The organism is Streptomyces luteogriseus, from assembly GCF_014205055.1.
GTDB lineage: Bacteria > Actinomycetota > Actinomycetes > Streptomycetales > Streptomycetaceae > Streptomyces > Streptomyces luteogriseus.
Genome location: NZ_JACHMS010000001.1, coordinates 4,249,767 through 4,273,851, shown reverse-complemented (window position 1 = coordinate 4,273,851; position 24,085 = coordinate 4,249,767). Strand labels below are relative to the sequence as shown.

Here is a 24,085-nt window from a genome sequence, read left to right as displayed (position 1 = left end):
ACCAAGGGGACCGCGGCTCTCGGACGGTCGTACTCGCCGTACGGTCGGCTTCCACGGTGTGGCGACGGCCACGGCGGGACCTGCGGACAGGGGCTGTGCCCGGGTGGGTGTCCTGAGTACCGTGCCCGTGCCGACGCCGCGCAGGACCGGGCGGGCGGAACGACGCCCTCGCGGCCGGGCGGACGGAACGACGGACCGGGATCGTGGAACGGGGCGGAATGGACGCGTACGACGAGGGCTCGAACGCCCGGCACGGCCCGGACGCGCCCCGCCGCCCGGCACCGCCCGCGCAGCGGAGCGCCCCGGCGGACTCCGCCGCGCCGGACGTCTCCCCCGGGCCCGAGCTCGCGCCGGACGTGTCCCCCGGGCCCGAGCTCGCGCCGGACGTGTCCCCCGGGCCCGAGCTCGCCCCGGACGTGTCCCCCGGGCCCGAGCTCGCGCCGGACGTGGCGCCCGCACCGCCCGCGCCGGTCGTGGCGCCCGCACCGCCCGGGTCGTGGCCGCCCGGTGAACCCCGGACCGGCATCGCCGCGCTCTCCCCCCGCTATCAGGTCGGCGTCGCCCTGGCGCTCGCGGTCGTGGCCATCGGCGTGTGTGTGCACATCGGCATGACGTTCCTGCACGTCGCGCCGGCGAACACGGTCACCAGGGCGCACGGCGAGGCCGTGGACGACTGGATCTATCCGGAGTTCGAGCAGAACTGGAAGCTGTTCGCGCCGAACCCGCTCCAGCAGAACATCTCGATCCAGGTCCGTGCAGGGGTCCGGGGGCCGGACGGCATGACGCAGACCACCGGCTGGTACGACCTGTCCGCCGAGGACGGGCGCGCCATCGACGGCAACCTGCTGCCCAGCCACACCCAGCAGAACGAACTGCGCCGCGCCTGGGACTTCTTCGTCGCCACGCACGACAGCGAGAACCGCCCGGTGGGCCTGCGCGGCTCGCTCTCGGAGTCGTATCTGCGCCGGATCATGGTGCTGCGTCTCGGCCGCGACGACGCGGTGCGGGCCGCGACCGGGAGTTCCGGGGTGATCGAGCGGGTGCAGGTGCGCTCCCGGACCAGCAACGTGCCGCCGCCCGAGTGGAGCCGGGAAAAGGTCTCCACGACACCGTCCTACCGGGAGCTGCCGTGGTGGAGGGTCCCGCAGGACGAGGCCCGGGGAGGCGTGCGGTGAACCGCTTCTCACTGGCCGTCTCGGCCGGTATCGCCCGTGTCACCGAGGCGGCGCTCGGCCCCTACCAGACGGCCGTCATCCGTATCGGCTTCAGCGCCACCTGGCTGCTGTTCCTGCTCCGCGAGATCCCCCACCGCCACGAGCTCTACGGTCCCGAGGGCCCCTGGAGCTGGGATCTCGCCGAGCAGCTCGTCGGCTCCAACGGCTCGTTCACCGTGCTGATGTGGTCGGACGGCCGGATCTGGTTCGAGATCGTCTACGCGCTGGCGGTGCTCTCCAGCGTTCTGCTGATGCTGGGCTGGCGCACCCGCACCATGTCGGTGCTGTTCATGGCCGGCGTGCTGTCGCTGCAGAACCGCAGTGTCTTCATGGGCGACGGCGGCGACAATGTGCTGCACCTGATGTCGGTCTACCTGGTGTTCACGCGGTGCGCCCGGGTGTGGTCGCTGGACGCCCGGCGGGCCGCGCGGCAGACGGCGGCACGCGCACGGGGCGAGCGGGTCACGGACCGGACCGGCCCGGTCCTGTGGGGCGTGCTCGGGTTCGTGCTGGTCGCGGTCACCCTGGTCGGCCGGATGCAGGGCGACTGGCTGATACCGGCACTGCTGTGGACGGTATGGGTCGTGCAGGCCCTGTGGTGGCTGGTCGGGCGCCGGGCCGGGACCGGTGAGCCGCGGATCATGCTGGACGTGATCGCCAACGTCGTGCACAACGGCGCCCTGCTCGTGATCATGGCCGAGGCGTGTCTGATCTACGCGACGGCCGGCTGGTACAAGATCCAGGGATCGCGCTGGCAGGACGGCACCGCGGTCTACTACCCGCTCCACCTGGAGTACTTCTCGCCCTGGCCGGCGCTCGCCGACCTGCTGTCCGCCAGCGGCACGATGGTGATGCTGGTGACCTACGGGACGGTCCTCGTGCAGGTCGCCTTCCCGTTCACCCTGTTCAACCGGCGGGTGAAGAACGTCCTGCTGGCGGTGATGATGACCGAGCACGCCGTGATCGCCGTGGTCCTGGGGCTGCCGTTCTTCTCGCTGGCGATGATCGCGGCGGACGCGGTGTTCCTGCCGACGGGCTTCCTGCGCCGCCTGGGCGACCTGGCGGCACGCACGCGTGACCGGCTGCGGCGCGGGGGCGGGCGTAGGCCGCTGCCCGGGCCACGCGCCCAGGGGAGCTCCGAGGCCACGCACGTAGGCTTCGGGGCATGACCGATCCCGTGACCGTCTGGCACCGGCTCGCCGGCGACACCGTCCTGCTCGACGGGTTCCACGCGCTCAAGCACGCGCTGCGCTTCGGCGCCGAGGTGCCGGTGGCGGTCACCGCCGACCGGGCGGCCGCCCTGGCCCTCGCCGACGAACTGGCCCCGGACGTACGGGACGCGCTGGCCGGGCTGCTGACGGAGGTGCCGCACGCGGCGTACGCGTCGTTCGTGCCGCGCCCGCATCCCACCGCCGTGGCGGCCCTGGCCGTCAGGCCGTCCCGCGCCTCCAACCTGGAGAAGCTCGCGCACGTGCCCCGCTCGGCCCCGGTCGTGGTCCTCGACAACCCGCGCAACCTGGGCAACGCGGGTGCGGTGATCCGCCTGGCCGCAGGTTTCGGGGCGACCGGTGTGGTGACGACCGGGACGGTCGACCCCTGGCACCCGACCGTCGTGCGGGGCGGGGCGGGGCTGCACTTCGCGACGGCGGTGGAGCGGCTGACCGCGGAGGAACTGCCACCGGGGCCGCTGTTCGCCCTGGACCCGGAGGGCGACGACATCCGGGGCGTCAAACTCCCGGACGACGCCGTCCTCGCCTTCGGCTCCGAGCGCACCGGCCTGTCCACGGAACTACGCGCGCGTGCGGACCACTTGCTGTCCCTTCCCATGCGCCCCCAGGTCAGCAGCTACAACCTGGCGACGAGCGTGGCGATGACGCTGTACCACTGGAGTTTCGGGGCGCCCCTTTAGAAGCGCCCCGTCAGGGGCGCGGGGCACTGCGCGAGCAACCACAACGCACCGGCACCCGCGCGCCAACGAGAACCCCCGAACTCCTGGGCGCCCCCGAGCCCCGGCTACGCGTCCCGCCGCACCTCGACCACCCGGAACCGGTTGGCCACGAACGCCCCGTCGCACAGCGCCGCACTCGCCGCCGGGTTGCCACCCGACCCGTGGAAGTCGGAGAACGCGGCCGTCTGGTTCACGTACACCCCGCCCGTGAGGTTCAGCGACAGCTGCGCGGCCTCCTCCAGGCAGACCTCCTGGACGGCCTGTTCGACCTCCGGGTCGGTCGTGTACGCCCCGACGGTCATCGCGCCCTTCTCGCGGACGGTCCGCCGCAGCAGCTCCGCCGCGTCCGCGGCCGAGTCGACCGCGACGGCGAAGGACACCGGCCCGAAGCACTCGCTCATGTAGGCGGCCTCGTCGTCCGGCTTGGCCCCGTCCAGCTTCACGATCACCGGCGTACGCACGACCGCCCCCGGGAAGTCCGGGTTGGTGATCTCACGGGAGGCCAGGGCGACCTCGCCCAGCCCGGAAGCGGCCTCCAGACGGGCCTTCACGTCCGGGTTGACGATCGCGCCGAGCAGCGCGTTCGCCCGGGCGTCGTCGCCGAGCAGGCCGTCGACGGACCTGGCGAGGTCGGCGACCACCTCGTCGTAGGACTTGGGGCCCTGGTCCGTGGAGATGCCCTCGCGGGGGACGAGGAGGTTCTGCGGGGTCGTGCACATCTGGCCGCTGTACAGGGACAGCGAGAACGCCAGGTTGGAGAGCATGCCCTTGTAGTCGGACGTGGAGTGGACGACGACCGTGTTGACGCCGGCCTTCTCCGTGTAGACCTGCGCCTGGCGGGCGTTGGCCTCCAGCCAGTCGCCGAACTCGGTCGAGCCCGTGTAGTCGATGATCCGGATCTCCGGACGCGTCGCCAGGGTCTTGGCGATGCCCTCGCCGGGGCGCTCGGCGGCCAGCGCGATCAGGTTCGGGTCGAAGCCGGTCTCCGCGAGCACCTCGCGCGCGACCTGCACGGTGAGGGCGAGCGGCAGCACCGCGCGCGGGTGGGGCTTGACCAGGACCGCGTTGCCGGTGGCGAGGGAGGCGAACAGGCCCGGGTAGCCGTTCCACGTCGGGAAGGTGTTGCAGCCGATCATCAGGGCGATGCCGCGCGGGACCGGTGTGAACTGCTTGTTCATGGCCAGCGGGTCGCGCTTGCCCTGGGGCTTGGTCCACTCGGCGTTGTCGGGCGTGCGCACCTGCTCGACGTACGCGTAGGCCACCGCCTCCAGGCCGCGGTCCTGCGCGTGCGGCCCGCCCGCCTGGAACGCCATCATGAACGCCTGGCCGGAGGTGTGCATGACCGCGTGCGCGAACTCGTGCGTCCGGTCGCTGATGCGCTTGAGGATCTCCAGGCAGACCACCGCGCGCTGCTCCGCGCCCGCGTCCCGCCAGGCCCGCTGGCCGGCCTTCATGGCGGGCAGCAGCACGTCGAGGTCCGCGTGCGGGTACGTCACGCCCAGGTCGATGCCGTACGGGGATGTCTCGCCGCCCACCCAGTCGTCGGTGCCCGGCTGGCCGAGGTCGAGGCGGGAGCCGAGCAGGGCGTCGAAGGCGGCCTTGCCCGCCGCCGCGTCCAGGCTGCCGTTCTCCCCGTAGGCCTTGGGGTGCTCGGGGTGCGGGGACCAGTAGGCGCGCGTGCGGATCGCTTCCAGCGCCTGGTCGAGGGTGGACCGGTGCCGGGCGATCAGCTCGTGCGCCGAGAGTGCGGCGGTCATGGGTGACCATCTCCTCGTCTCAAGAACTCTTCGTCGAGTTCATGACCTGGGCAGAAACCTGGGCAGGAACACTCGGACAGAGCTAGAGTAACCGAACGATCGGTCGGTTCAAGGGGGTCCGCCGCATCTGTGGAAAACCCCGTGCGGGAGGATCGCGCACATGACAGCACTCGACCTCAGCAGCCCCGTGGCCGTCGTCGGCACCGGCACCATGGGCCAGGGAATCGCCCAGGTCGCGCTGGTCGCGGGCCATCCCGTACGGCTGTACGACACCCTCCCCGGGCGGGCCCGGGAGGCGGCCGACGCGATCGGTGCCCGCCTGGACCGGCTCGTCGAGAAGGAGCGGCTCACCGGCGCCGACCGGGACGCGGCCCGCGCCCGTCTGCTGCCCGCCGAGGACCTCCCCGAGCTCGCCGACTGCGCCCTCGTCGTCGAGGCCGTCCTGGAGCGGCTGGACGTCAAGCAGGACCTGTTCCGCGCGCTGGAGGGCATCGTCGCCGACGACTGCCTGCTCGCCACCAACACCTCGTCGCTGTCCGTCACGGCCATCGGCGGAGCCCTGCGCAACCCCGGCCGGTTCGTCGGGCTGCACTTCTTCAACCCCGCGCCGCTGCTGCCGCTGGTCGAGGTCGTCTCCGGGTTCGCCACCGACGTCACGTACGCCACGCGCGCGTACGAGACCGCCCGCGCCTGGGGCAAGACGCCGGTCGCCTGCGCGGACACCCCGGGCTTCATCGTCAACCGCATCGCCCGGCCCTTCTACGCCGAGGCCTTCGCTGTCCACGAGGCGCAGGTCGCCGACCCGGCCACCATCGACGCCGTGCTGCGCGAGTCGGGCGGCTTCCGGATGGGCGCGTTCGAGCTGACCGACCTGATCGGCCAGGACGTCAACGAGTCGGTCACGCAGTCGGTGTGGCAGTCCTTCTTCCAGGACGTGCGCTTCACACCGTCCCTCGCCCAGCGGCGCCTGGTCGAGTCCGGCCGGCTCGGCCGCAAGACAGGCCACGGCTGGTACGACCACCGGGACGGCGCCGAGCGTCCCGAGCCGGACACCGCCGAGCAGCGGCAGCCGCCCGCGTACGTCGTCGCCGAGGGCGACCTGGGCCCGGCGTCCGAACTGCTCGAGCTGATCCGCGAGGCGGGCATCCCGGTCCGTGACGACAGTGACGACGACGACCAGGGGGCGTGTCTGCTCCTCCCGAGCGGCGGCCGGCTCGTCCTCGCCGACGGGCAGACCGCCGTGGAGTACCGGGACTTCGTCTACTTCGACCTCGCCCTGGACTACCGCACGGCCGGCCGGATCGCCCTGTCCGCCTCCCAGGACACCTCCCCGCAGATCCTCGCCGAGGCCATCGGCCTCTTCCAGGCGCTCGGCAAGCGGGTCAGCGTCATCGGCGACGTCCCCGGCATGATCGTCGCCCGCACGGTCGCGCGCATCATCGACCTCGCGCACGACGCGGTCGCCAAGGGCGTGGCCACCGAGGAGGACATCGACACCGCGATGCGCCTCGGCGTCAACTACCCCCTGGGCCCCTTCGAGTGGAGTCGCCGCCTCGGCCGCACCTGGGCCTACGTGCTCCTGGACGACCTGCACCGGCGCGATCCCTCGGGCCGCTACGCGCCGTCCCTGGCCCTGTACCGCCACGCCCACGCCTCCGACTCGCGGGAGGGCACCTCATGACCACCGCCAAGCGCGACACCTACACCCCGGACACACTGCTGTCCGTGGCCGTCCAGGTGTTCATCGAGCGTGGCTACGACGGCACCTCCATGGAGCACCTCTCCAAGGCCGCGGGCATCTCCAAGTCGTCGATCTACCACCATGTCGCCGGCAAGGAGGAGCTGCTGCGCCGGGCCGTGAGCCGGGCCCTGGACGGCCTCTTCGGGATCCTCGACGAGGAGCACGCGTGCGTGGGGCGCGCCTCGGACCGTCTGGAGTACGTCGTCCGGCGCATGGTCGAGGTGCTCATCGCCGAACTGCCCTACGTGACGCTGCTGCTGCGCGTGCGCGGCAACACGGACACCGAGCGGTGGGCCCTGGAGCGGCGCCGCGACTTCGACCACCGGGTCGCCGACCTGCTCAAGGCGGCCGCCGCGGACGGTGACGTGCGCGCCGACATAGAGGTGCGGCTGGTGACCCGGCTGGTCTTCGGCATGATCAACTCGATCGTCGAGTGGTACCGGCCGGACGGCCGCGGCATGAACGAGCGCGAGGTGGCCGACGCGGTGGTGCAGCTGGCCTTCGGAGGCCTGCGCAAGGCCTCCTGACACGGGCCGGCCCGTGACCCGCTAGCCCTGCGGCTCCAGGTCCTCCTCCTCGAACACCAGCAGCGTGCGCGTGCTGAGCACCTGCGGGATCGCCTGGAGCCGGGTCAGCACCAGCTCGCGCAGCGCCCGGTTGTCGGACACGTGCACCAGCAGCAGCACGTCGAAGTCGCCGCCCACCAGGGCGATGTGGGAGGCACCGGGCAGCTGCCTGAGCTCCTTGCGCACCGTGCGCCAGGAGTTCTGCACGATCTTCAGCGTGATGTACGCCGACGTGCCCTGGCCTGCCCGCTCGTGGTTGACGCGGGCGCCGAAGCCGCGGATGACGCCGTCCTCGACGAGCCGGTTGATGCGGGCGTAGGCGTTGGCGCGCGAGACGTGGACCCGGTCGGCGACGGACCGTATCGAGGCGCGGCCGTCCGCCTGGAGCATCCGCAGGATGTCCTGATCGATGGCGTCCAGGGGCCGCGGCGGCGGAAGGGCGGCGCTGTCGTCCTGGCTCTCGGCCATTTGTTCAGATGCCACCCGTCCCCGCCTCTCTGCCATGGACGTACTGCGTCCATCTCAGGCTGTGGAGAACCGTTTGTCCACAGCCTGAGGCCACCCATAGCCAAATTGTGCCGTCGACCGAACAATCGGTAGGTGAGGCGGGTCACAGCCGACACGCCTCTTCGAGCCGCTCCCACGAGGAGGTGCCGTCATGACGGTCATGGAGCAGCGGGGCGCGTACAAGCCGACCCCGCCGCCCGCCTGGCAGCCCCGGACGGATCCCGCGCCGCTGCTGCCCGACGCCGAGCCGTACCGCGTCCTCGGCACCGAGGCGGCCGCGAAGGCCGACCCCGAGCTGCTGAGGACGCTGTACGCGCAGCTGGTGAAGGGCCGCCGCTACAACGCGCAGGCCACCGCCCTCACCAAGCAGGGCCGTCTCGCGGTCTACCCCTCCACCACCGGCCAGGAGGCCTGCGAGGTCGCCGCCGCGCTGGTGCTGAAGGAGCAGGACTGGCTCTTCCCCAGCTACCGCGACACTCTCGCCGTGGTCGCCAGGGGCGTGGACCCGGTCGAGGCGCTCACGCTGCTGCGCGGCGACTGGCACACCGGCTACGACCCCTACGAGCACCGGGTCGCCCCCCTGTGCACCCCGCTCGCCACCCAGTTGCCGCACGCCGTCGGTCTCGCGCACGCCGCCCGCCTCAAGGGCGACGACGTGGTCGCGCTGGCCATGGTCGGCGACGGCGGCACCAGCGAGGGCGACTTCCACGAGGCCCTGAACTTCGCCGCCGTCTGGCAGGCCCCGGTGGTCTTCTTCGTGCAGAACAACGGCTTCGCGATCTCCGTCCCGCTGGCGAAGCAGACCGCGGCCCCCTCGCTGGCCCACAAGGCCGTCGGCTACGGCATGCCGGGCCGTCTGGTCGACGGCAACGACGCCGCCGCCGTGCACGAGGTGCTCTCCGACGCCGTACGCCACGCCCGCGCGGGCGGCGGCCCCACCCTGGTCGAGGCGATCACCTACCGCGTCGACGCCCACACCAACGCCGACGACGCGACCCGCTACCGCGGCGACGCCGAGGTCGAGACCTGGCGCGAGCACGACCCGATCCGGCTGCTGGAGCGCGAGCTGACCGCGCGCGGCCTGCTCGACGAGGCCGGCATCGAGGCCGTCCGCCAAGATGCCGAGACCATGGCGGCGGCCCTGCGCGAGCACATGAACCAGGACCCGGTCCTGGACCCCATGGACCTGTTCACCCACGTCTACGCCGAGCCCACGCCGCAGCTGCGCGCGCAGCGGGACCAGCTGCGGGCCGAGCTGGAGGCCGAGGCCGACACCGAGGGGGGCACCCACCGATGACCACCGTCGCCGTCAAGCCGGCCACCATGGCGCAGGCCCTCACGCGCGCGTTGCGCGACGCCATGGCCGCCGACCCCGCCGTGCACGTCATGGGCGAGGACGTCGGCACCCTCGGCGGCGTCTTCCGCGTCACCGACGGCCTCGCCAAGGAGTTCGGGGAGGACCGCTGCACGGACACCCCGCTCGCCGAGGCGGGCATCCTCGGCACCGCCGTCGGCATGGCCATGTACGGCCTGCGCCCGGTCGTGGAGATGCAGTTCGACGCCTTCGCCTACCCGGCGTTCGAGCAGCTCATCTCGCACGTGGCCCGCACGCGCAACCGCACCCGCGGCAAGATGCCCCTGCCGATCACCATCCGCGTGCCCTACGGCGGCGGCATCGGCGGCGTCGAGCACCACAGCGACTCCTCCGAGGCGTACTACATGGCGACTCCGGGGCTCCATGTCGTCACGCCCGCCACGGTCGCCGACGCCTACGGGCTGCTGCGTGCCGCCATCGCCTCCGACGACCCGGTCGTCGTCCTGGAGCCGAAGCGGCTGTACTGGTCGAAGGACTCCTGGAACCCGGAGGAGCCGACGCCCGTTGAACCGATCGGCCGCGCGGTGGTGCGGCGCCCCGGCCGGAGCGCCACGCTCATCACGTACGGGCCGTCCGTACCCGTCTGCATGGAAGCGGCCGAGGCGGCCCGGGCCGAGGGCTGGGACCTCGAAGTCGTCGACCTGCGCTCCCTGGTGCCGTTCGACGACGAGACGGTGTGCGCCTCGGTGCGGCGGACGGGACGCGCGGTCGTCGTCCACGAGTCGGGTTCCTTCGGGGGCCCGGGCGGGGAGATCGCGGCCCGGGTCACGGAGCGCTGCTTCCACCATCTGGAGGCGCCGGTGCTGCGTGTGGCCGGGTTCGACGTCCCGTACCCGCCGCCGATGCTGGAGCGCCACCACCTGCCCGGTGTGGACCGGATCCTGGACGCCGTGGGGCGCCTGCAGTGGGAGGCGGAGAGCTGATGGCACAGGTGCTCGAGTTCAAGCTGCCCGACCTCGGGGAGGGGCTCACCGAGGCGGAGATCGTGCGCTGGCTGGTCGAGGTCGGCGACGTGGTCGCGATCGACCAGCCGGTCGTCGAGGTGGAGACGGCCAAGGCGATGGTCGAGGTGCCGTGCCCCTACGGCGGTGTGGTCACGGCCCGCTTCGGCGAGGAGGGCACGGAACTGCCCGTCGGGGCACCGCTGATCACGGTGGCGGTGGGGGAGCGACCCGCCTCCGGCGCCGATGACACCGCCTCCGAGGGGTCGGGCAACGTCCTGGTCGGGTACGGCACCTCCGAGGCGCCCGCGCGCCGCCGCCGGGTACGGCAGGAGCGGCCGGTGTCCGGCGGGTCCGCGACCGCGGTGACCACGCGGGAGGGCGAGCCCCCGGCGTCGGTGAACGGGCAGGCCGGCGGCTCCGGGACGGACGACGGTCCCGTCCCCGTGATCTCGCCCCTGGTGCGCCGACTGGCGCGGCAGAACGGCCTGGACCTGCGGGAACTGACCGGGTCCGGCCCCGACGGACTGATCCTGCGGGCGGACGTCGAGTACGCCCTGCGCGCCGCGGGCCAGGGCGCCACGGCGGCCGAGCCGCAGCCGCGCGTGCCGCAGGCACCGAGCCCGGCCCTCGCGTCCCGGTCCTCGGCGCCGGCGGCCCCCGGCGAGATCCGCACCCCGCTCAAGGGCATCCGGGGTGCCGTCGCCGACAAGCTGGCGCGCAGCCGCCGCGAGATCCCGGACGCCACCTGCTGGGTGGACGCCGACGCCACGGAGCTGATGCGGGCGCGGGCGGCCATGAACGCGGCCGGCGGTCCGAAGATCTCCCTCCTGGCCCTGCTGGCCAGGATCTGCACCGCGGCCCTCGCCCGCTTCCCCGAGCTCAACTCCACGGTGGACGCGGAGGCCAGGGAAGTCGTCCGGTTCGACCACGTGCACCTGGGCTTCGCGGCGCAGACCGACCGGGGCCTCGTCGTCCCGGTCGTACGGGACGCGCACGCGCGGGACGCCGAGTCGCTGACCGCCGAGTTCGCGCGGCTGACCGAGGCGGGCCGCACGGGGACGCTGACCCCGGGCGAACTCACCGGCGGGACCTTCACGCTGAACAACTACGGGGTCTTCGGCGTCGACGGCTCCACTCCGATCATCAACCACCCCGAGGCCGCCATGCTCGGCGTCGGCCGCATCGTCCCCAAGCCCTGGGTGCACGAGGGCGAGCTGGCGGTGCGGCAGGTCGTGCAGCTCTCGCTCACCTTCGACCACCGGGTGTGCGACGGGGGTGTGGCGGGTGGCTTCCTGCGGTACGTGGCGGACTGCGTGGAACAACCGGCGGTGCTGCTGCGGACACTCTGATCTTGCGCGGACGCGCTGGAGTCTCCGCTCCGCCACCGCGCGGACGCGCTGGAGTCTCCGCTCCGCCACCGCGCGGAGGCGCTGGAAGTTCCGCTCCGCCACCGCGCGGACGCCAGGATTCCTGTTCGGCTCTCGCACCGGACCCCGTGGTCGCATCGGTTCCCCCGCGTTCCCTGTGATCGCGGGGGCACGCATACTCGGGGGGTGACCGCCTACGATCCCCCCGGTGCACCCGGCACCGGCACCGGCCCCGACCGGGGCGCGGACCCCGCCGGGTACGACGCCGTCGTGCTCGCCGGTGGTGCCGCCCGCCGCCTCGGCGGCACGGACAAACCCGGGGTGCGCGTGGGCGGCCGGGCCCTGCTCGACCGTGTCCTCGCCGCCTGCGGCGGTGCCCGGAGCACTGTCGTCGTCGCCGCGCCCCGGCCGACCGCACGGCCCGTGACCTGGGCCCGCGAGGACCCACCCGGCGGTGGACCGCTCGCCGCGCTCGACGCCGGTCTCCGCCGCACCACGGCCGAGCACGTCGTGGTGCTCTCCGCCGACCTGCCTTTCCTTCAGGAGCCGACCGTGGGCCGCCTGCTGGGCGCGCTGCGGGCGAGCGGCCGCGACGGTGTGCTGCTGACCGACCCCGACGGCCGTGACCAGCCGCTCGTGGCCGCGTACCGCGCGCCGCGGCTGCGCGAGGAGCTCGCGCTCCTCGCCGCACGGCACGGCGCCCTCGCCGGTCTCCCCCTGCGGCGTCTCACCGCCGAGCTGAACCTCACCCGCGTCTCCGACCCCGTCGCGTCCTTCGACTGCGACACCTGGGACGACATCGCCACCGCCAGGGCACGTATCAGGGAGCATGGGCACGTGTTGGATGAATGGATTTCCGCCGTCAAGGACGAACTGGGGATCGACCTCGATGTCGACACCCGCGGCCTGCTCGACCTCGCCCGCGACGCCGCCCACGGGGTGGCCCGTCCCGCGGCGCCGCTGACCACCTTCCTCGTCGGCTACGCGGCCGCCCAGGCCGGCGGCGGCCCCGAGGCGGTCGCCGAGGCCGCCCGCAAGGCCGTGGCCCTCGCCGCCCGCTGGGCGCAGGAGAGCACCTCCGAGGCCCAGCCGGCCGCCGACGGGCCACAGCCGTCCGGCGCCGGACCGCGGCCGTCCGAGGGCGATGCAGCCCCCGACGCCACCCCCGACACCCGCCCGGACGCCGGATGACCCCGCGCGGCGCCCGTGCCGGTGAGGACGCCGAGGATCTCGACGTCGAGGAGGTGCTCGCCCTCGTGAGGAACAGCAACGGCGATCATCTGCCCGACCCCGCCGCCCGGAGTCAGGGAGGCGAGCCCGGCAGCGCCCGAACGTCCCCGCAACCCGCCCCACGCCACCGCGCCACCCCCTGGCCCGAGGCCCGGGCCCTCGCCGAACGCGCCGGCCGCAACGCCGCCCGGGCCGCCCGCCGCGACCCCATCCGCGCGCCCCTCGACACCGCCCTCGGCCTGACCCTCGCCGCCCCGCTCGACGCCCTCACCGACCTCCCCTCCTTCGACACCTCCGCGATGGACGGCTGGGCGGTCTGCGGCCCCGCCCCCTGGCACGTGCGGGACGAGGGAGTCCTCGCCGGGCACGCCGGGCCCGCGCCCCTCACCGACGGGGAGGCCGTCCGGATCGCCACCGGCGCCCGCATCCCCCCGGACGCCAGCGCCGTCCTGCGCAGCGAGCACGGCCGCACCGACGACAAGGGCCGCCTGCACGCGACCCGGGACGTCATCCCCGGCCAGGACATCCGCCCGCGCGGCCAGGAGTGCCGCACCGGGGACCAGCTCCTCGCCGTCGGCACCCTCGTCACCCCGGCCGTCCTCGGCCTCGCGGCGGCGGCCGGCTACGACGCCGTCACCGCGGTCCCCCGCGCCCGTGTCGAAGTCCTCGTCCTCGGCGACGAGTTGCTCACCCAGGGCCTGCCCCACGACGGCCTGATCCGGGACGCGCTCGGTCCCATGCTGCCGCCCTGGCTGCGGGCGCTCGGCGCCGAGGTGACCGCCGTCCGGCGCGTCCGCGACGACGCCGACGCCGTGCACCAGGCCATCACCGGCTCCGACGCCGACGTCATCCTCACCACCGGCGGCACCGCGGCGGGCCCTCTCGACCACGTCCACCCCACCCTGCGCCGGATCGGCGCCGAACTCCTCGTGGACGGTGTCCAGGTGCGCCCGGGCCACCCGATGCTGCTGGCCCGCACCACGCGGACCCAGCACCTCGTCGGCCTGCCGGGCAACCCGCTCGCCGCCGTCTCCGGGCTGCTGACGCTCGCCGAGCCGCTGCTGCGGATCCTCGCGGCCCGCCCGGCCCCGGAGCCGTACACGATGCCGCTCCGGGACGCCGTGCACGGGCACCCGCACGACACCCGGCTCGTCCCCGTCGTCCTGCGTGGCGACGAGGCCGTGCCGCTGCACTACAACGGCCCCGCCATGCTGCGCGGCATCGCGGCGGCCGACGCGCTGGCCGTCGTACCGCCGGGCGGCGCACGTCCCGGGCAGGAGGCGGAACTGCTCGACCTGCCCTGGGCGTCCGCAGGTATCGGGGTGTGTTTCACGTGAAACTTCCGGGCCAGGACGCGATCGCCCGCCAGGCCGACGAGCATCTGGTGACCTATCGGGTGAAGCTTCCGAGGAAAGTGGTGGAGCACCCGTTCCGCCAGGTCGCGAAGCGGCTCTCCATCGCCCTGCTGGTGCTCGTCGTGACCGCGCTGATCGTCTACGCCGACCGGGACGGCTACAACGACAACGCGGGCGGTGGCGTCGACCTTCTCGACGCCTTCTACTACGCGACCGTCACACTCTCCACCACCGGTTACGGTGACATCGCCCCGGCCAGCGACGCCGCTCGGCTCACCAACATCCTCCTCATCACGCCGCTGCGCGTGCTGTTCCTGATCATCCTGGTCGGTACCACCCTCGAAGCCCTCACCGAACGCACCCGGGAGGAGTGGCGGCTGACCCGCTGGAGGTCCACGTTGCGCGATCACACCGTCGTCATCGGCTTTGGCACGAAGGGCAGGTCGGCGATCCGGACCGTCTGCGCGACGGGCCTGAAGAAGGAACAGGTCGTCGTGGTCGACCCCAGTTCCAAGGTGGTCGACGCCGCGACCGCCGAGGGCTACGCGGGCATCGTCGGCGACGCGACCCGCAGCGAGGTGCTGAAGCAGGCCGAGGTGCACAAGGCGCGCCAGATCATCATCGCGACCCAGCGCGACGACACCGCGGTCCTGGTGACGCTGACGGCCCGGCAGCTCAACCGCGGGGCGAAGATCGTGGCGGCGGTGCGGGAGGAGGAGAACGCGCCGTTGCTCAAGCAGTCCGGGGCCGACGGGGTCATCACCAGTGCCAGCGCCGCCGGCCGGCTGCTCGGCCTCTCCGTGCTGAGCCCCTCCGCGGGCATGGTGCTGGAGGACCTCATCCAGCAGGGCAGCGGCCTCGACATCGTCGAACGGCCGGTCGTCAAGGCCGAGGTGGGCAAGACGCCGCGGGAGGTCGCCGACCTGGTGGTCAGCGTCATACGCGGCCACCGGGTCCTCGGCTACGACGACCCGTCCGTCGGGAGGCTGGAGCTGACCGACCGGCTCATCACGATCGTGCGGAAGACCCAGGTCACCCAGGTCGCACCGGACATCCGCCCGATGCCCCCGATGCCCCGCAACACCTGACGAACGCAGCGAACGGCCGGCCGCCCCGCACCGAACGGTGCGCGACGGCCGGCCGAAACCGCGGGAGCTCCCGGGCTACTTCCGGTTGTACAGCCGCATCGTGACCGGCCCGAAGACCAGCACGAACAGCGCCGCCCAGCCCAGCGACCAGGCGACCTCGTCGGCCGGCCAGTCGCCGCCCATCAGACCGCGCACCGCCGACGCCAGATGGGTGATGGGGCTGTTGTTCACGAACGCCTGCAGCCAGCCCGGCATGGTCTTCGGGTCCACGAACACGTTGGACAGGAACGTGAGCGGGAAGATCACCATCATGCTGACGCCCATCACCGACTTCTCGGTGCGCAGCATCAGCCCGAACATCGTCCAGATCCACGAGAAGGCGAACGAGAAGGCCACCAGCAGGGCGATCCCGGCGAGCACACCGGCGACCCCGCCGTCCGGCCGGTAGCCGAGGATCATGCCGACGGTGAGCATCACGATCGACGCGATCGTGTACCGCAGGGCGTCACCGAGCAGATAGCCGACCATCGTCGACGGCCGCCAGATCGGCAGGGTGCGGAACCGGTCGAAGACGCCCTTCTCGATGTCGGTGTTCACGGAGACACCCGTGTACATCGTGATCATCACGACCGACATCACGAGGATGCCCGGCAGCAGGAACTGGATGTACTCCTTCGGCGAGCCGGCCAGCGCCCCGCCGAACAGGTACGTGTACATCAGCACCATCATGATCGGGAACGCCGTGACGTCGAAGAGCTGCTCCGGCACGTGCTTGATCTTGAGGACGGCCCGCCAGCCGAAGGTCATCGAGGCCGACCACGCACTGGGCCGCGGCGGCCGCTCCTTGGTCACGAGCAGGGCGGCGAGCGACTCGGCGCTGACCGGGGCGAGCTCTTTGCTCTCGGTGGTCGTCGCGGTGCTCATGCCGCCACCTCGTCCTTCGGGTCGTCGGAGCGGTCGGGGGAGTCGTGCGTGTCGTGCCCGGTGAGGGCGAGGAACACCTCGTCCAGGCTGGGCTGACCCAGCGAGAAGTTGTCGACGGTGATCCCGGCGCGGGCCAGCTCGCCCAAGGCGCGGGAGGCCTGCCCGGCCGCGGAGTCGTCGCTCGCCGCCGCACCGAGACGGGCGGTGAGGGCCACCGGGTCGGGCTCCGGCTGCACCTGTGCGTCGAGGGCGCGGCGCAGCAGATCTGCGGCGAGGGCGCGCTGGTCGGGGTCCCGCAGCCGCAGATGCACGGACCCGGCCCCGACGGACGACTTCAGTTCGCCCTTGGTGCCCTCGGCGATCACCCTGCCGCGGTCGATGACGGCGATCCGGGACGCCAGCTGGTCGGCCTCGTCCAGATACTGCGTGGTCAGCAGCACGGTGGTGCCCTGGGCGACCACGGCCCGCACGATCTCCCAGACCTGGTTGCGGCTGCGCGGGTCGAGGCCGGTGGTCGGCTCGTCGAGGAACAGCAGGTCGGGGGTGTTCAGGATGGACGCTGCGATGTCGATACGGCGCCGCATGCCACCCGAGTAGTGCTTGACCTGCTTCGCGGCGGCCTCCGTCAGGCCGAAGGCCTCCAGGAGCTGGGCGGCGCGCTCGCGGGCGGCCTTCTTGTGGTGTCCGAGCAGCCGGCCCAGCAGGACCAGGTTCTCGGTGCCGGTGAGGTCCTCGTCCACCGACGCGTACTGGCCGGTGAGGCTCACCCGGCCGCGCACCTCGTCCGCCTCGCGGACGATGTCGTGACCGAAGACATGCGCCTCGCCGCCGTCCGGCCGCAGAAGCGTGGCGAGCATTTTCACGGTGGTGGTCTTGCCGGCGCCGTTCGGGCCGAGGACGCCGTAGACCGTGCCCGCGGGCACGGACAGGTCGACTCCGTCGACGGCCCTCGTCTCGCCGAAGGTCTTCACCAGGCCCGCGGTCTCGATCGCCAGGCCGGACGTCTGCGTGCTCATGCTTCGGGTCCTTCCGCGTACGTGGGCTACGCATGGGGAGACCTATACCGTCGCGCAAACTCATCGGTCCCGCACACGGGATTTCGCCGGGACCGGACCGACGGCGCAGGGGCCGGGGGATCCGGGGGGCGGAGGGGACTCCGTCCGGGGACGGAGGGGTACCGTCCCCTGCATGCATGCGATCACGATTCCCGAACCCGGTGGGCCCGAGGCGCTGGTCTGGGACGAGGTCCCGGACCCCGTGCCCGGCGAGGGCGAGGTCCTGGTCGAGGTGGCGGCCGGTGCCGTCAACCGGGCCGACATCCTGCAGCGGCAGGGCTTCTACGAACCCCCGCCCGGCGCGTCCCCCTACCCCGGTCTGGAGTGCTCCGGGCGGATCGCCGGGATCGGCACCGGCGTCTCGGGCTGGAACGTCGGCGACGAGGTGTGCGCGCTGCTCTCCGGCGGCGGCTACGCCGAGAAGGTGGCCGTGCCGGCCGGGCAGCTGCTGCCCGTGCCCGACGGGGTCGCCCTGACGCAGGCCGCGGCGCTGCCCGAGGTGGCCTGCACCGTCTGGTCGAACGTCTTCATGGTCGCCCACCTGCGGCCCGGCGAGACGCTCCTCGTGCACGGCGGCTCCAGCGGCATCGGCACCATGGCCATCCAGCTGGCCAAGGCCGTCGGTGCACGGGTGGCCGTGACGGCCGGTACGAAGGAGAAGCTCCAGCGGTGCGCCGAGCTGGGCGCCGACATCCTGGTCAACTACCGCGAGCAGGACTTCGTCGAGGAGGTCAGGAAGGCGACGGACGGCGCCGGGGCCGATGTCATCCTCGACAACATGGGCGCCAAGTACCTGGAGCGCAACGTCAGGGCCCTGGCCGTCAACGGCCGGCTCGCGATCATCGGCATGCAGGGCGGTGTGAAGGGTGAGCTGAACATCGGCGCCCTGCTGGCCAAGCGCGCCGCCATCAGCGCGACGTCCCTGCGCGCCCGGCCCCTGGAGGAGAAGGCGGCCATCGTCGCCGCCGTCCGCGAACATGTCTGGCCGCTGTTCACCGGCGGCCACCTGCGCCCGGTCGTCGACCGCGAACTCCCGATGCCGGACGCCGCCGCCGCGCACCGTGTGGTGGAGGAGAGCGGCCACGTCGGCAAGGTCCTGCTGATCGCCCCGCAGAGCGCCTGACCCCCTCGCCGGGCCCGCCGCACTCCGTTCCGGCCGGGGTGCGGCGGGCCCGTGGCAGCCCACGACAGCGGTGGGCCCCCTATACCCGCCGCAGCCGCAGCGCGACGAAGGCCAGGCCCAGGCCCAGGCCGATCAGGACCAGGCCGCTGCCCAGGGGCAGGATGCGCAGGACCTGGCCGGCGGGGCGCTCGGCTGCCGCCGCCTCCCGGACGGGCTGCTCGGCAGGGGCGGAGGGCTCCGGGACGGTCTCCCGCGGCTCCTCGGGGAAGGCAGTGACGTCCGCGACGCCCGGCCCCTCCCCGGCGTCCTCCGGCCGCCCCGGCCGCGCCCGGCCCTCCCCGGCCCTGCTCCCGGCCCGCGAGGGCTCGCCGGCGGCGGAAGCAGCCGCCACCGCGGACGGGGTCGACGAAGCCGCCCGGGCGGAGGGGGCCGCCAGGGGCGAGGAAGCGGACCGGGACGACGGGGCCGCCGGGCGCGATGAGGCCGATGGTGCGGATCCGGGCGTCCGGGCAGCGGCGGGCCCGGGTCCCGTTGCCTCCTCCGCCGCCCCTTCCTCGTCGTACACGAGGGCAGCTCCGTAGGACGGGACGGATCCGTAGGGTGAGACGACCGCACCGGCCCCCAGGGCGAGCACCAGTCCCGCCGTCCGCAGTGCGCGTAGCCATGGAGTCACGGGGGTGACCCCCTCCCGCCGCGTGCCCGGCAGGGCAGAAGCGGCAAGTTCGGTCATGTCGAGGCAATCAGCCTCACACCGCCCCCGGCGTCCGGCACTCCGGGTTCGGCCGACGGGCGGAATCGCTGCACAATCCGGTTATGTCGATACGTCACGGGCTGCTGGCCCTCCTGGCGGCCGGCCCCCGCTACGGCTCCCGCCTGCGCACCGACTTCGAGGCCCGCACCGGTGGCACCTGGCCGCTGAACATCGGGCAGGTCTACACGACGCTCGGGCGCCTGGAACGGGACGGCATGGTCGCACAGAGCGACGTCGACGCCGCCGGACACACGCTGTACGCGCTCACCGAGGCCGGCCGGGCCGAGCTGCGCGCCTGGTACGACCGCCCCGTCGCACCGGCCGCCCCGCCGCGCGACGAGCCGGCGATCAAGCTGGTGATGGCGCTCGGCGCGGTCGGCGTCGACGTGCGGGAGGTCATCGAGACACAGCGGCGGCACGCGGCGCGGGCACTGCACGACCATGTGCGGCAGCGTGCCGAGGCCCTGGCCCGCGCGCCGGAGCACCCCGAGGAGATGGCCCGGCTGCTCGTCCTGGAGCGGCTCGTCTTCCAGGACGAGGCCGAGGTCCGCTGGCTGGACCACTGCGAGGCCCGCCTGCTCCGTTTCACCCGCGAGGAGGAACCGCCCGGACCGGAGCAACCCGGAGCCTGACCGACTCGTCTCCTCCGGCGTGGTGGATCAGCCTCGCCGGGGGGCACCACGGAGGTGAGGTGCAGGCGTGCGAGAGAATGGCGGCATGGAGATGCCGAGGAACGAAAGGTCGCCGGAGAACCCGCAGATCCTGGTCGTGGGCCAGGACGGCATGGCGCTCGGTGGCGGCAGCGGAGACGAGGACTCCCGCGAGACCCCGGTCACGGAACAGGTGGAGCAGCCCGCGAAGGTCATGCGCATCGGCAGCATGATCAAGCAGCTGCTGGAGGAAGTGCGCGCGGCTCCCCTGGACGAGGCCAGCCGGGTGCGGCTGAAGGACATCCACGCCAGCTCGGTGAAGGAGCTGGAGGACGGTCTGGCGCCCGAGCTGGTCGAGGAGCTGGAGCGGCTCTCCTTGCCCTTCACGGACGAGGCGACCCCCAGCGACTCGGAGCTGCGCATCGCGCAGGCCCAGCTGGTGGGATGGCTGGAGGGGCTCTTCCACGGGATCCAGACGACGCTGTTCGCCCAGCAGATGGCGGCCCGCGCCCAGCTGGAGCAGATGCGCCGTGCCCTCCCGCCGGGCGTCGGCGACGGCCTCGACGAGCAGCACCAGCCGGGCGGCCGGTCCGGAGGCCCCTACCTGTAGACGCCCCTGACCCCACAGACCGAAGGGCCCGGCAGCCGAAGCTGCCGGGCCCCTTCCGTGCCAGGGGTTACCTCAGGAGGGCGGGTTGCCCGTCGAGACGCTGAGCTCGATCTCGGGCATGTCCTTCGGGTCGACGTCGGTGTCGGCGGACGGGAACTGGTTCATGACCGTGCCCTCGCCGTAGGTGTTCTCGTCGACGTTCTTCTCGTTCAGTCGCCAGCCGGCCGCCTGCAGACAGGCCTTGACCGACTCGATGTTCGCGAACTTGAAGTTCGGGATCTTGATCTTGTCGGGGTCGTTGTACGACTCCCGCGGCTCGGTGCACTCCTCGGTGTCGATCGTCTTCGTGGTGTCCGGACCGCGGTAGCCGGGCTTCTTCTCCGCCGAGGCCGACGCGCTCGCGCTGCTGCCGCCGCCCCCCTTGTCGTCCTCGCTGCCGCCGTTCAGCAGCAGCGCGGTGACGAGACCGCCGACGGCGACGACCGACACGATGATCGAGCCGATGATCACCGGCTTGTTGTTCCTGCCGCCGCCCGAGGGGGCCACCGGGGTCTGGGGCGTCAGGTTGTACGGCGGCGGCGTCGACGGGCCGGGCTGCGGGGAGTACGCCCCCGGGGACGGCGTCTGGTAACCGCCCTGCTGCGGATAGCCGTACGCCGGGGACGGCCCCGTCGGGGCGGGGGTGCCGTACGGGTTCGGGGGCGGGGTCGGCTGGTACGGCGTCTGGACCTGGCCCGACGGCGCCGGGGTCGCCTGGTCGACCGGCGGGAACACGGCCGAGCCGACCCCCGCGCCGCTCGGGGCCTGGGTGCCCGGGACGATGCTCGGCGGCGCGGCGTTGAAGGACGCCGCCACCCGCAGGCACTCGTCGCGCATGGCCTCGGCGCTGGGGAAACGCTCGTTCGGGTTCTTCTTCAGCGCACGGGCGATCAGCGCGTCCACGGCCGGGGGCAGCGCGCGGTTGATCGAGGACGGAACCGGCGGCGCCTCCTGCACGTGCGCGTACGCGATGGCCAGCGGCGAGTCCGCCTCGAACGGCAGCCGCCCGGTCACCAGTTGGAACAGCATGATGCCGACCGAGTACAGGTCGGAGCGGGCGTCCACACCGCGGCCGAGGGCCTGCTCCGGTGAGAGGTACTGCGGGGTGCCGACGACCATGCCGGTCTGCGTCATCGACGTCACACCGGACTGCATGGCGCGGGCGATGCCGAAGTCCATGACCTTGACCACGGCGCGCTTGGTCATCATCACGTTGCCCGGCTTGATATCGCGGTGGACCAGGCCCATCTCGTGGCTGATCTCCAGCGCGGCCAGCACGTCCGCCGTGATCTTCAGAGCCTTGTCGGCGGGCATCGCGCCCTGCTGCCGCACGTCCTCGTCGAGGACCGAGCCGAGCGGGCGGCCCTCGACGTACTCCATGACGATGTACGGCGTCGTCATGCCGTCGAGGGTGTCCTCGCCGGTGTCGAAGACCGACACGATGTTGGTGTGCGTGAGCTTGGCCACGGACTGGGCCTCGCGGCGGAACCGCTCGCGGAAGGCCTGTTCCCGGCCGAGATCCGTGTGAAGTGTCTTGATGGCGACCTGCCGGTCGAGCACGCTGTCGTACGCGAGGTGCACCGAGGCCATGCCGCCCTGGCCGAGGAGGTCGCGCAACTGATAGCGGCCACTGGCGAGCGCCCGCCCCGTGTACTGGCCCTGTGCGCCGTCCTGGCTCATGTTCCCTGTCCCCCGTAGCCCCTGCAGGCGCCGCCGACTGTCGCTGATCCGTCGTTGATCCAAACCGCCATTCCCGGCCAAGTCTGCCCCAGGGCACCGACACGTCAAGCTCGGTGCCCGTTCCGTGACCGTACGCGAAAGAAGCGTCGCGGAAGCGTTACAGGGGGCGTACGGCCGGCACACGGAATTTGCACGACAGTAAGGAGTGAAGGTTTCATGGCCGGTCCGTCTCGTGCCGGTCCCGGTGCCCCTTCTCGGACCGGAGGCTTGCGCGGAGGCTGTAGCGTGGCCGACGGAGACCGTAACAACACCGCGCGCACCGCGGGCAGAAACGACGGCGAGGACTGATGGCACAGCAGCAGGCCGCTCAGGGCCCGTCCGACCCCGAGGCGTCTGGCGGCGGCATGTCGGACGCGCCGGAGCTCTGGGGTAACGGCGGGTTGGTCGGGGACGGCCGGTACCGGCTGACCCGCAGACTCGGCCGGGGCGGCATGGCCGAGGTGTTCGCAGCCGAGGACGTCCGTCTCGGACGCACCGTCGCGGTCAAGCTGCTCCGCTCCGACCTCGCCGAGGACCCGGTGTCCAAGGCGCGCTTCACGCGCGAGGCCCAGTCGGTGGCCGGTCTCAACCACCACGCGATCGTCGCCGTGTACGACTCCGGCGAGGACTTCGTCGGCGGCCAGTCCGTGCCGTACATCGTCATGGAGATCGTCGAGGGCCGCACCATCCGCGACCTGCTGCTGAACGCGGAGGCCCCCGGCCCCGAGCAGGCGCTGATCATCGTCTCGGGCGTCCTGGAGGCGCTCGCCTACTCGCACCAGCACGGCATCGTGCACCGCGACATCAAGCCCGCCAACGTCATCATCACGCACAACGGCGCCGTGAAGGTGATGGACTTCGGCATCGCCCGCGCCCTGCACGGCGCGTCCACCACGATGACGCAGACCGGCATGGTCATGGGCACCCCGCAGTACCTCTCCCCCGAGCAGGCGCTCGGCAAGGCCGTCGACCACCGCTCCGACCTGTACGCGACGGGCTGCCTGCTCTACGAACTCCTCTCGCTGCGCCCGCCGTTCACCGGCGAGACCCCGCTGTCCGTGGTCTACCAGCACGTCCAGGACATCCCGACCCCCCCGTCCGAGGCCTCCGACGCCTGCCCGCCGGAGCTGGACGGGCTGGTCATGCGCTCCCTCGCCAAGGACCCCGACGACCGCTTCCAGACGGCCGAGGAGATGCGCGGGCTGGTCCAGTACGCGCTCCAGATGCTCTACGACCAGGGCGGCCACACCGGCACCTGGAACACCGGGCCGGTCGACATGCACGACGGCCGGCACACCCCCTCGGGCGGCTTCGCCGGCACGGCCGTGATGGGCCACCCCGGGGACGCCTCCGGCACCACGCAGATCCCCTCGCCGATCCTCCCCGGCGGCTACGGCAACGGGGACGACGGCGGCTTCGAGGGCCACGGCAACAAGGGCAGCGGCCGCGGCAAGCTGTGGATCCTCGCCGTGCTCGCGGTGATCGCCGTGGCCGCGGGCGTCGCGCTGGCCCTGCAGAACACCGGCGGCGGCAAGGACGACCCGAGCAAGAAGCAGTCGCCCACCACCTCGCAGACGACCGAGAAGAAGACGCCCAGCGAGACGCCGAGCGACGACGACACCGGCGAGCCGACCGAGACGAACACCGACGACGGCACCGGTACGGGCAACGGAAACGGCAACTGGACGCCGTCCTACACCCCCTCCTACACCCAGTCGCAGAGCGCTCCCGCGTCGCCCACCGGCCAGCCGTCGAACGAGCCGACCACCGAGGCGCCGACCGACGAGCCCACGGACCCGGAGCCCTCGGACCCGCAGACGCCGCCGGACGACACGGGTGGCGCCGACGGCGGCACCACGGAAGGCGTCGTCGGAGGAGCGGGCGGCGGCGAAGGCTGACCCAGCAGCTCACAGGCATGATCCACGCGCGCGTGGGGCCCGGGAACGGGGCCCGCGCGCGCGTGCCGTTTTGGGCGCGCCGAAAAGTGGACTCTTCCCGTGACCTGGGTCACCGGGTTAACGTGCGGTTGCTCCGGCCTCCTGCAAGGCTGTGACCAGGGCCCCTTCCACGCCTTCCCGATTTACTTGGATATCCAAGCAAAATCGCAGGTCAGGAGGGGTTT

The 24,085-nt window shown here is 72.7% G+C and carries 21 protein-coding genes; 15 read left to right on the top strand and 6 right to left on the bottom strand.

Going from position 1 to position 24,085, the window contains the following annotated elements:
• Nucleotides 1-218 precede the first annotated feature (218 nt).
• The 3 genes from BJ965_RS18735 to BJ965_RS18725 are packed head-to-tail and all read left to right on the top strand — an operon-like array spanning nt 219 to nt 3,123.
• A complete protein-coding gene (locus tag BJ965_RS18735) occupies nt 219-1,175 on the top strand; it encodes a DUF5819 family protein (RefSeq protein ID WP_184917307.1) in 957 nt (318 codons plus the stop codon).
• The gene (locus BJ965_RS18730) at nt 1,172-2,383 is read left to right on the top strand and encodes an HTTM domain-containing protein (protein WP_184909717.1); all 1,212 of its coding nucleotides are present in this window, start codon (nt 1,172-1,174) and stop codon (nt 2,381-2,383) included. Before BJ965_RS18735 ends, BJ965_RS18730 begins: the two co-directional genes overlap by 4 nt.
• Nucleotides 2,380-3,123 (top strand): TrmH family RNA methyltransferase, encoded by a 744-nt coding sequence (locus BJ965_RS18725; protein ID WP_184909716.1) that lies wholly within the window; start codon nt 2,380-2,382, stop codon nt 3,121-3,123. The genes BJ965_RS18730 and BJ965_RS18725 overlap by 4 nt, the downstream gene beginning before the upstream one ends.
• A gap of 104 nt (nt 3,124-3,227) precedes the next feature.
• On the opposite strand, the gene paaN is transcribed toward BJ965_RS18725, so the two are convergent.
• Entirely contained in the window at nt 3,228-4,919 is a 1,692-nt protein-coding gene (gene paaN, locus BJ965_RS18720; RefSeq protein WP_184909715.1) for a phenylacetic acid degradation protein PaaN, read from the bottom strand.
• A gap of 160 nt (nt 4,920-5,079) precedes the next feature.
• Here paaN and BJ965_RS18715 point away from each other — a divergent pair, with 160 nt between their 5' ends.
• Nucleotides 5,080-6,600 carry a 3-hydroxyacyl-CoA dehydrogenase gene (locus BJ965_RS18715; RefSeq protein ID WP_184909714.1) on the top strand — a complete coding sequence of 507 codons (1,521 nt, stop codon included), beginning with the start codon at nt 5,080-5,082 and terminating at the stop codon, nt 6,598-6,600.
• A complete protein-coding gene (locus BJ965_RS18710) occupies nt 6,597-7,187 on the top strand; it encodes a TetR/AcrR family transcriptional regulator (protein WP_030846890.1) in 591 nt (196 codons plus the stop codon). Before BJ965_RS18715 ends, BJ965_RS18710 begins: the two co-directional genes overlap by 4 nt.
• Nucleotides 7,188-7,208: 21 nt before the next feature.
• Here BJ965_RS18710 and BJ965_RS18705 read toward each other — a convergent pair whose 3' ends face one another.
• Entirely contained in the window at nt 7,209-7,694 is a 486-nt protein-coding gene (locus tag BJ965_RS18705; protein ID WP_142166940.1) for an Lrp/AsnC family transcriptional regulator, read from the bottom strand.
• Between the two features lie 190 nt (nt 7,695-7,884).
• Here BJ965_RS18705 and pdhA point away from each other — a divergent pair, with 190 nt between their 5' ends.
• From pdhA to BJ965_RS18675, 6 genes are all read left to right on the top strand, one after another.
• Complete coding sequence (pdhA, locus tag BJ965_RS18700) at nt 7,885-9,030, top strand: pyruvate dehydrogenase (acetyl-transferring) E1 component subunit alpha (protein WP_184909713.1); 1,146 nt, start codon at nt 7,885-7,887, stop codon at nt 9,028-9,030.
• A complete protein-coding gene (locus tag BJ965_RS18695) occupies nt 9,027-10,031 on the top strand; it encodes an alpha-ketoacid dehydrogenase subunit beta (protein ID WP_184909712.1) in 1,005 nt (334 codons plus the stop codon). The genes pdhA and BJ965_RS18695 overlap by 4 nt, the downstream gene beginning before the upstream one ends.
• Nucleotides 10,031-11,401, top strand: coding sequence for a dihydrolipoamide acetyltransferase family protein (locus tag BJ965_RS18690; protein ID WP_184909711.1), 1,371 nt, complete (start codon nt 10,031-10,033; stop codon nt 11,399-11,401). The genes BJ965_RS18695 and BJ965_RS18690 overlap by 1 nt, the downstream gene beginning before the upstream one ends.
• 204 nt (nt 11,402-11,605) lie before the next feature.
• A complete protein-coding gene (locus tag BJ965_RS18685; protein WP_184909710.1) occupies nt 11,606-12,610 on the top strand; it encodes an NTP transferase domain-containing protein in 1,005 nt (334 codons plus the stop codon).
• Nucleotides 12,607-13,986, top strand: coding sequence for a molybdopterin molybdotransferase MoeA (locus BJ965_RS18680; protein ID WP_184909709.1), 1,380 nt, complete (start codon nt 12,607-12,609; stop codon nt 13,984-13,986). Before BJ965_RS18685 ends, BJ965_RS18680 begins: the two co-directional genes overlap by 4 nt.
• Nucleotides 13,983-15,092, top strand: a complete 1,110-nt coding sequence (locus BJ965_RS18675; protein WP_184909708.1) for a potassium channel family protein — start codon at nt 13,983-13,985, stop codon at nt 15,090-15,092. Before BJ965_RS18680 ends, BJ965_RS18675 begins: the two co-directional genes overlap by 4 nt.
• A gap of 75 nt (nt 15,093-15,167) precedes the next feature.
• Here BJ965_RS18675 and BJ965_RS18670 read toward each other — a convergent pair whose 3' ends face one another.
• Together BJ965_RS18670 and BJ965_RS18665 are read right to left on the bottom strand one after the other, a co-directional pair.
• Nucleotides 15,168-16,016 (bottom strand): ABC transporter permease, encoded by an 849-nt coding sequence (locus tag BJ965_RS18670; protein WP_184909707.1) that lies wholly within the window; start codon nt 16,014-16,016, stop codon nt 15,168-15,170.
• A complete protein-coding gene (locus BJ965_RS18665; RefSeq protein ID WP_184909706.1) occupies nt 16,013-17,032 on the bottom strand; it encodes an ATP-binding cassette domain-containing protein in 1,020 nt (339 codons plus the stop codon). Before BJ965_RS18665 ends, BJ965_RS18670 begins: the two co-directional genes overlap by 4 nt.
• A gap of 172 nt (nt 17,033-17,204) precedes the next feature.
• Between BJ965_RS18665 and BJ965_RS18660 the strand changes: the two genes are divergently transcribed.
• Nucleotides 17,205-18,194 (top strand): NAD(P)H-quinone oxidoreductase, encoded by a 990-nt coding sequence (locus BJ965_RS18660; RefSeq protein ID WP_184909705.1) that lies wholly within the window; start codon nt 17,205-17,207, stop codon nt 18,192-18,194.
• Nucleotides 18,195-18,273: 79 nt separating this feature from the next.
• On the opposite strand, the gene BJ965_RS39935 is transcribed toward BJ965_RS18660, so the two are convergent.
• The gene (locus tag BJ965_RS39935; protein WP_221513156.1) at nt 18,274-18,585 is read right to left on the bottom strand and encodes a hypothetical protein; all 312 of its coding nucleotides are present in this window, start codon (nt 18,583-18,585) and stop codon (nt 18,274-18,276) included.
• Between the two features lie 422 nt (nt 18,586-19,007).
• Here BJ965_RS39935 and BJ965_RS18650 point away from each other — a divergent pair, with 422 nt between their 5' ends.
• Complete coding sequence (locus BJ965_RS18650; protein ID WP_184909703.1) at nt 19,008-19,577, top strand: PadR family transcriptional regulator; 570 nt, start codon at nt 19,008-19,010, stop codon at nt 19,575-19,577.
• 85 nt (nt 19,578-19,662) lie between these two features.
• A complete protein-coding gene (locus BJ965_RS18645) occupies nt 19,663-20,205 on the top strand; it encodes a bacterial proteasome activator family protein (protein ID WP_030846853.1) in 543 nt (180 codons plus the stop codon).
• A 72-nt stretch (nt 20,206-20,277) separates the two neighbouring features.
• Here the strand turns inward: BJ965_RS18645 and BJ965_RS18640 are convergent, their stop codons facing one another.
• Complete coding sequence (locus BJ965_RS18640; RefSeq protein WP_184909702.1) at nt 20,278-21,924, bottom strand: protein kinase domain-containing protein; 1,647 nt, start codon at nt 21,922-21,924, stop codon at nt 20,278-20,280.
• 347 nt (nt 21,925-22,271) lie between these two features.
• Between BJ965_RS18640 and BJ965_RS18635 the strand changes: the two genes are divergently transcribed.
• Nucleotides 22,272-23,861 (top strand): protein kinase domain-containing protein, encoded by a 1,590-nt coding sequence (locus tag BJ965_RS18635; protein WP_184909701.1) that lies wholly within the window; start codon nt 22,272-22,274, stop codon nt 23,859-23,861.
• The last annotated feature ends 224 nt before the right edge of the window (nt 23,862-24,085 follow it).